The 7,389-nt window shown below is 67.9% G+C and carries 9 protein-coding genes; all 9 read left to right on the plus strand.

The window, feature by feature from the left end; all coding sequences use genetic code 11:
- Nucleotides 1–139: 139 nt before the first annotated feature.
- Nucleotides 140–1,051 (plus strand): tyrosine-type recombinase/integrase, encoded by a 912-nt coding sequence (locus tag DD1DGNOD_RS04630; protein ID WP_131769529.1) that lies wholly within the window; start codon nt 140–142, stop codon nt 1,049–1,051.
- Nucleotides 1,052–1,125: 74 nt separating this feature from the next.
- Nucleotides 1,126–1,464, plus strand: a complete 339-nt coding sequence (locus DD1DGNOD_RS04635) for a hypothetical protein (protein WP_131769530.1) — start codon at nt 1,126–1,128, stop codon at nt 1,462–1,464.
- Between the two features lie 124 nt (nt 1,465–1,588).
- Nucleotides 1,589–1,891 (plus strand): hypothetical protein, encoded by a 303-nt coding sequence (locus DD1DGNOD_RS04640; protein WP_206442949.1) that lies wholly within the window; start codon nt 1,589–1,591, stop codon nt 1,889–1,891.
- Nucleotides 1,888–2,295 (plus strand): GIY-YIG nuclease family protein, encoded by a 408-nt coding sequence (locus tag DD1DGNOD_RS04645; protein ID WP_131769531.1) that lies wholly within the window; start codon nt 1,888–1,890, stop codon nt 2,293–2,295. Before DD1DGNOD_RS04640 ends, DD1DGNOD_RS04645 begins: the two co-directional genes overlap by 4 nt.
- Before the next feature lie 185 nt (nt 2,296–2,480).
- The gene (locus tag DD1DGNOD_RS26520; protein WP_165036418.1) at nt 2,481–2,642 is read left to right on the plus strand and encodes a hypothetical protein; all 162 of its coding nucleotides are present in this window, start codon (nt 2,481–2,483) and stop codon (nt 2,640–2,642) included.
- Nucleotides 2,639–5,017: a hypothetical protein gene (locus DD1DGNOD_RS04650; protein ID WP_206442950.1), complete on the plus strand. Its 2,379-nt coding sequence runs from the start codon at nt 2,639–2,641 to the stop codon at nt 5,015–5,017. Before DD1DGNOD_RS26520 ends, DD1DGNOD_RS04650 begins: the two co-directional genes overlap by 4 nt.
- A gap of 323 nt (nt 5,018–5,340) precedes the next feature.
- Complete coding sequence (locus tag DD1DGNOD_RS04655; protein WP_131769532.1) at nt 5,341–5,763, plus strand: DUF6009 family protein; 423 nt, start codon at nt 5,341–5,343, stop codon at nt 5,761–5,763.
- Entirely contained in the window at nt 5,760–6,134 is a 375-nt protein-coding gene (locus tag DD1DGNOD_RS04660) for a hypothetical protein (RefSeq protein ID WP_131769533.1), read from the plus strand. The genes DD1DGNOD_RS04655 and DD1DGNOD_RS04660 overlap by 4 nt, the downstream gene beginning before the upstream one ends.
- Before the next feature lie 627 nt (nt 6,135–6,761).
- Complete coding sequence (locus tag DD1DGNOD_RS04665) at nt 6,762–7,355, plus strand: M50 family metallopeptidase (protein WP_131769534.1); 594 nt, start codon at nt 6,762–6,764, stop codon at nt 7,353–7,355.
- Nucleotides 7,356–7,389: the final 34 nt, after the last annotated feature.

Raw genomic sequence — 7,389 nt, forward strand, 5'->3', positions numbered from 1 at the left:
GGCCCGGATCTGTCCGCATAATCTCAACTAGGATCGATCAAGGTTAGGATGCGCTAACCATAACTGACAGCGGTTTTCGGTGCAAGACCCCGGTACCGGGCTTGAGCACGTAGGTTCTAGTTCGGTTAATATGCCGACCATGACAGACGATCAAGCCGGGCCGCTGGCTCCCCTCCTCCAGTCGTGGGAGCTGGCTCTACGCGCCGCGGGCAAGTCGCCGATAACCGTCCGCAACTACCTGATCGGCATCCGGATCGTGGATGCGCACCTCGCCGCGGCAGGCGTCGCAAGCCACCTCGACGTCAAGCCCGACCACCTACGCCAGTTCATCGTCGATCACGGCGTCGGCCATGCGAAGAGCACTCTCCAGACGCGGTACGCCATTGCGTCGATCTTCTTCAACTGGTGCGTTGAGGAAGGGGAGCTGACCGCGAATCCGCTCGCGGGCGTCACCCGGCCCAGGAGCCCGGAGCAACCCGTCCCCGTCCCCGCGGCGGACGACCTGCGCCGCATCCTCGGAACCTGCGCCGGACGCGACTTCGCATCCCGTCGGGACGCCGCCGTGATCCGTTTGCTGGCGGACACCGGGATGCGCCGTTCCGAGCTGGCCGCGCTCACCCTCGACGACGTCGACCTACGCGACCAGGTCGCCATCGTCGCCATGGGTAAGGGCGGCCGGAAACGAACCTGCCCGTTCGGGGTCAAAACAGCCCAAGCCATCGACCGGTACCTACGCGCACGGCGGCAGCATCCGAAGGCCGAAAGTACTAACGCACTGTGGCTCGGTGATCGTGACCGTGGCCCGGTCACCGATGATGCCCTCGCCCGAATGCTGCAGCGCCGCGCCGCCAGCGTCGGCATAAAGATCACTCCACACAAGCTGCGCCACTTCTTCGCGCACTCGTGGCTGTCCGAAGGCGGAACCGAGGGTGACCTGATGCGCTTGGCCGGGTGGCGGTCCCGGGCCATGCTCGACCGATACGCCGCATCCACGGCCGACGATCGGGCCCGTGCCGCGCACCGGCGGATGAGCCTCGGGGACAAGCTGTGAGCCGGCGTAGGGACCGCGAGAAGATGCTGAAGGCGCGCCCGTGGACAAATGGCCAGCCCCCGACCGGCTGGCGAGTGCTCGACATCGTCTGTCGAGGATGCCGCGATGCCGGTGATGACCGTCGTCTCGCTCGGTATCTGATGGACCCGGCACACAGGATGCACGTTCAGCCATGGGGAGGAGACGGCAGCCCCGACTCTCCGCCGCATCAGCAGTACGGGGTCCCTAGGTCGACGTCCAAGTACACATGGCGCGACATCGACGCTGATTTCGATTTCGACGCAGAGGCCAACGACAGGAAATACCACCTCACCTGTCCGTCCTGCCGTCGACACGTCCAGATCCGCAAGGAGCGGATCAAGGCTGCGCTTGCGGCGATACCGGTCGACACCACCGGGCGCGTAGCACTGTGAAGCACGTTGGTATGCTTCGTTGCAATAGCGACAGCCGGTCTGTCACGCGGGGCCGTTTAGGGCGCGTGGGCGTTGCCCCCTCAGCGGGGGGTCTCTTCGTGCTGCCCACAGGAGCCCGGCCGCCGTGCCACGAACGCCGCTCACGCCCGAACAGCGCCGCCTACGCGCCCAGATCGCCGCGCACGCATCCCACGTCAACCACGACCCCAGGCAGCGCACCGCCGCCGCGCGGGCGGCAACGCCGGTATGCCTGCCGTACTGGGAGCGCAAGGTTCGCGCCGAGCATCCGAACCTCGATGACGCAGAGGTCACCCGGCGCGCGTCCCACCTGCACAAGGCCCACATGCGTCGCCTGTCGCTGGCGTCGTCCAAGGCGCGCGGCGCTCGCAAGGCCGCGAAGCTGGCCGACGCCGAGGAAGCCGCGTGACCGCCGACCACCAGCCGACGTTTCTCTATCGGCTGTACGACGCTGCCGACACCTTGCTCTACGTCGGGATCACCAGCAACACGAAAAATCGCTTCAGCCACCACGCCGGAAACAAGCCGTGGTGGACCGAGGTGGCCCGGACGACCGTCGACGAATATCCGACCCGTGCCGATGCTGCTACAGCCGAAGCTGCCGCGATTCGCGCCGAGAAGCCGACGTACAACCGAGTCCACGCGGACCGCTCCGATGACCCGGCACTCGCTGAGGCGATCGCCGACGCTGCGCACCGTAAAGCCGCAGAGTTGGCCGCAGCCGGACCGATTGACCCGACGGTCCTGGCCGAGGTCCGCCGGCTGCTTGGCCCGGTCGCCAAGGCCCCCGCCGCGGCGGGAGAGGCCGCTTGAACGGCGAAGGGCGCCCCCGGCCAGAGGACGCCCCAACGACTACGCCGCGACCAAACGACTCGTCACCAGACACGGTAGCGCGTCGGTCCGACCGGTCGCAGCCCACAACTGAAACGACCCCGGTCGGTGTTGTCGCACCGACCAGGGCCTTGATCCCGAACCCTTCCAGAGAGGGAGCGAGACCCATGCACGATTCTGCCTGCGTGCCCGACGTCGGGCACGACCTGGCCGACGATGTCGCCGAGTACCTCGCCGGTCTACGACGCCGCCGTGAGGCCGCCGGCCGCCTGGTCCCGCTCGCTGACGGCCGGCGCGACCCGTGGACGTCCGACCGGTGGTCGGCGTGAGTGCCCCCACGTCGCCGCTGGGGACGTTCGCCGCGGCCTACACGGCCGCTACCGGCGGGGACGTCAACCCGACGCGAGGTCAGCAGGACGTCAAGTGCCCGGCCCACGATGACGGCACGGCGTCGCTGTCGGTGGGTACCGGCAAGGACGGTCGGGTACTGCTGGTCTGCCAGGCCGGATGCTCCACCGACGACGTGCTGACCGCGGTCGGTCTGGACGTCGTCGACCTGTTCCCGCCGCGCGAGCAGACCGCCCGGCCGCAGATCGTCGCGTCGTACCGCTACGTCGACGAACAGGGCACCCTGCTGTTCACGGTCCACCGGTTCGAGCCGAAGACGTTCCGCCAGCAGGCCGCGGACGGGGCGTGGCGGATGAAGGGTGTCCGCCGGGTGTTGTACCGGCTGCCCGAGGTCCTGGCCGCCATCGCCGACGGCCGCCCCGTGTACGTGGTCGAGGGTGAGAAGGACGCCGATCGTCTCGCCTCACTCGGCCACGTGGCCACCACATGCCCGCAGGGTGCCGGGAAGTGGCGACCCGAGTACACGGTCAGCCTCGCCGGGGCCTCCGAGGTGCACGTCATCGGCGACAACGACGACCCGGGCCGCACGCACGCCCGCCAGGTCGCCAAAGCACTCGAGGCCACGGTCGGAACGGTCAAGGTGTGGCTTCCGGCGTCCGGTAAGGACGTCTCCGACCACCTGAATGCCGGACACGGTCTCGACGACCTGGTGCCGCTCGCCGACGACGACCAGGCGGATGACGTCGAGCCGTCGCCGGTCGCGGACACCACCGGCAAGCCCGACATCGAGATCACGGGCGAAGCCGCGGCGATCCGGGACCTGCGCGCCGCCATCGAGCGCAACGACCTGCCCGATCTGTATGTGACCAGCGGTGAGATCGTCCATCTGGAGCGGGTGTCGGGCGACATCGGCACGCCGCTCGGCCTGACCAGCGACCCGCCGCCGCTGCCCTATGCGCCGACCGTGCTCACCCCGCCGGGCCTCGCCTCCACCCTGGCCCGGTACGCCCACGTCTACCAGCAGCGCGTGAAGGTGAAGAAGGGGAAGAACGGGGAGCCGGACGAACGCGAGTACTTCGAGGAAGAAGTCGTCCCGCCAGCCCGGGTCCTCGCCGCCGTGCTGTCCGGCCGGTACTGGCCGGGCGTCCGGCCGCTCCACGGCATCGTGGGCTCTCCGGTCCTGCGTCCGGACGGCAGCCTGTTGCAGACCGCCGGGTACGACCCCGGCACCGGGTTGTACTTCGCCCCGAAGGTCGACATCCCGTGGATACCGGCCCGACCGGATGCCCGGGAGGTAGCAGCCGCGCGCCAGTTCCTGCTTGGCCCGTTCCTGGGCAACTTCCCGTGGGAGAGCGCCGCCGACCGAGCGAACTACGTCGGCCTTCTGGTGACCAACATCCTCCGGCCCTACGTCCGAACGGTCACCCCATTCGGGATGATCACGGCGACCACGCAGGCGTCCGGTAAAACGATCCTGTCCGAGGGCATCGGGCTCCTGTACGGGCAACGGACCTTGCCGTGGCCGGACGCCGAGGCCGAGATGCGCAAGGCGATCACCGCGGCACTCGGTGAACAGGCATCCGTACTCGTCTTCGACAACCTGCGGGAGGGCACGGCGGTAGAGGCGCCGGTCCTGGCCCAGCTCCTGACCGCCCCGACATGGTCCGATCGCCGGTTGGGGACGAACACCACGGTCACCATGGCCAACGACCGACTGTGGCTCGCGACGGGCAACAACCTCCGGATCGGTGGCGACATGGCCACCCGCACCGTGGTCGTCCGCCTCGACCCCAAGATGCCCCGCCCGGAACTCCGAACCGGATTCACGATCCCGGATCTCGACCAGTGGGTGAAGGACCCCGCGAACCAGCGGACTTTGCTCCGGCATCTCCTGGTGCTCGTCGTCGACTGGATCGCCCAGGGTGCACCGCGGGCCGAGCTGGTGATGCGGCAGTTCACCCCGTGGGCCCGTGCCGTCGGCGGGTTCCTCGCCCACCACGACATCCCCGGATTCCTGGCCAACGCCGAAGACGTCCGGGCCATGGACGACGAGGACAACGAGTGGGAGGTCTTCCTTACCCGCTGGGTGGAGCTGTTCGAGCACCGGAAGGTCACCAGCGCCACTGTCCGGAAGTCGGCGGACATCGACATGGTCGGCGGACAGGTGATCGACCGCTGGGAGGGCCGGTTCCTCTCCGATGACACCGGCAAACCCGTCAACGCCATGTCTCTCGGCCGCCGTCTCGGCGGTCAGGTCGGACGGTTCCACGGAGAGCACGTCCTACGTCGGGGCAAGGATCCCCACACCAAACAGACCTTCTGGTGGGTCACCACCGGGCAGGACGACGACCAGTGAACGGCCTGTACGCGCTCAACACGGCGGATTTACTACCGCAAGTACCGCGAGTACCGCGCGCACCCGCTCTGACCTGCGCGAACGGGTGCGGGGGTTGCTGCCGCCGAAGTACCGCAGACCTACCGCAGACCCTCCGCACGGTGCGGGGGTATCTCCCGTATCCTCCGCCACCTACCGCAAGTACCGCAGAAGATCAGCACCGTTTTCCCAGCTCAGAAGCAGTCTTGCGGTACTTGCGGTACTTGCGGTAGGTCGTTCTTGGTCTACGCGCAGAGCCAACGATGAGAGCTGATGACCATGAAGTGTCACCCGAAGCTGATCAGATGGGAGCTGCCGTGATCGCCAACGAAGAAGAGATCGTCTGGCTCGAAGACATCGGCCGGCTGCCCTACGTACGGGAGATCGAGTACGCATACGCCAACACCAGGAAGCAGCCAATCCGCTGGACGGGTTCGGGTCGAGTAGTCGGTTACAGCACCCTGCGGCCGGATGCACGATCGCAGACGCCAGGCTATTTCGTCCGTCGCATCTTTCTGATCCAGCCGCACGATCGCAGCGAGAATCCGGACGGTGTTTATGCGACCGGCTGTCCCGTTGAGGGTGTCGATCCGCTGACCGTTCACCCGGATATACCCGGGCGGATTACCCGTCGGGCGTGGGGATGCGACAACGCCCCGGACCGTCCCCATCACGCCGGTGGGCGTTGCGTTCTCTGCGGACGGCAATGGAACGAGGTGACCTGGTGACCACCAGACCACGAACCCCCATGACGCCGGAGCCCGACTGCGGGCACACCGGCGAGATCGGCGCGCCCGTCTGCCTCTGCCTCGGTCAGCAGCTCGTCACCGCCTTCCTCGGCGACGACGGGCACCAGCCCGGTCCGCTCTTCGAGCCGCTCGTGGACCGGCTGACCGCCGAGCAGCGAGTAAAGCTGATCTGGCAGCTCACCGCGATCACCGGCAGCCTGCTGCACCGGTTGACACCGACCGACGAGTACGGCCCGGTGCCCGACGAGGACGACGAGACCGACGAGTTCGATGCCTACCTGGCCCGGGTGAGCGCCGGGATCCGGTCGACCTGGTCGGCGATCGTCACCGCCTGGACGGCAAACCGGTGACCGCGCCGCCGACGTTCGTCCATTCCAGCCGGTTGCGCACCCTCTATGGAGCGCTGCGTACGATCTTCACCAGTCGCGGGCAGATCTGCCCGCGACTGGTTGCGCACCCTCTATGGAGCGCTGCGTACCCGTGGTCATCAACGTCTGCGACCAGTGCCGGTAGGCGACGACGCACCGTTTTTTTGTGACAACACGGCGTGACGTCCCCGCGCCCACCTTTTAAGAATCTCTCCCCGGGGTCGTGGTGGCGGATATGCGCTGAGAGGCTAACGATCACGGGATAACCGATGGCGCCGAGACCAGTTGACCGCAAGGCTTGCGGATCAATGCCGCTGATCGCGTAATATATGCACATGGGAGAAACGCTCCGCTGTCCGGTCTGCCGTGGCGCGCTGTCCCCTGCCGCCGGTCCCGGCCGCCCGCCGATCTACTGCGGCGCCCGTTGCCGCCGGCGCGCCGAGCACGCCCGGACCCAAGTCCTGATCGACATCGGCCGCCGTGCCGTCGCCGCGGGAGCCGCCAGGCCGCCGCTGGCATCGATGCATCGACGCCGGGGGTAGGCGTGGACAACGAAGACGAACTCAAGGATCCCTCCGTGCCCGAGTGGGCGACGAAAGAAGGTTGACGGTGGCGGTGAAAATCGGCCCCGAGGTAGACCTGTACCTGGGCCTGCACCCGGAGGACCGGGCGATGGTGGACCTGTTCACCGATACGGGCGTCGCGCTGGACACGGCCCTGCTGAACTCCGGCGTGCTCTACCCCCGCGAGGAGCGGATGTACTCGTCTCGCGGGTCGGGGACTGAGTGGGAGCGGATGAACGACCCGAGCCGGCGTCTTCAGCGGACCGCCGAGCATGAGGCCGCGCATGCCGTCGTGGCTCTCGCGCTGGGCGCACGGGTGTGGGAGATATCCGTGGAGCCCGACGGGTCGGGCAAGACCTGGCATGACGGTGAGTCGCCGCGCGTACGGGCGCCCATCGCGGCCGCCGGGGACGTGTGGGTCCGCGAGTTCCGGGCCGCGGAGTTCCCCGGAGACGCCAGCGTCGGATGCGGGGCGGACTTCCGCGTCCTGGTCCGCCATGCGGTCGGTGTCGGCGCTGTGGGCTATGAGCGCCGCCGGGCATGGGAGATCCTCAACGAGCGGCGGAATGCGGTGATGGCGTTGAGCCGGAGCCTGTTGCGGTCCGGCCGCCTGTCGTTCTTGACGTCATCGGACTTGTAGCCTTGCCCCTGGTGCCGCTCCTATCCACGTCCAG

This window comes from Candidatus Protofrankia californiensis, assembly GCF_900634765.1.
Lineage (GTDB): Bacteria > Actinomycetota > Actinomycetes > Frankiales > Frankiaceae > Protofrankia > Protofrankia californiensis.